This is a genomic window from Streptococcus sp. WM07, assembly GCF_004570525.1.
GTDB lineage: Bacteria > Bacillota > Bacilli > Lactobacillales > Streptococcaceae > Streptococcus.
Genome location: NZ_SPPZ01000329.1, coordinates 1 through 280 on the forward strand (window position 1 = coordinate 1; position 280 = coordinate 280).

At 43.9% G+C, this 280-nt stretch carries 1 protein-coding gene; it reads left to right on the plus strand.

Features of this window, described 5'->3' with window-relative positions; translation table 11 throughout:
- The coding region (locus tag E4T71_RS09445) for a Rib/alpha-like domain-containing protein (RefSeq protein WP_245165735.1) at nucleotides 1-280 on the plus strand (280 nt) is incomplete at both ends.

A 280-nucleotide genomic window follows, 5' to 3' on the forward strand; every position in this document is an offset into this window, starting at 1 on the left:
TAGGAGACTTGCCAGCAGGTACTAAGGTAAGCTTTGAGGAACCAGTAGATACAACCACACCAGGAGATAAACCAGCAACAGTCGTTGTAACGTATCCAGATGGCTCAACGGATAAGGTTCCAGTAACTGTTAAGGTGGTAGATCCAACTACAGATGCTAGTAAGAATAATCCTAAGTTTGAAGAGACATCAGGTAAGCCAGGAGAAACAGTAACTGTTCCAGCGCCTAAGAACGAAGATGGAAGTGATCTTCCAGCAGGTTCTAAGTTTGAGTCAGACAA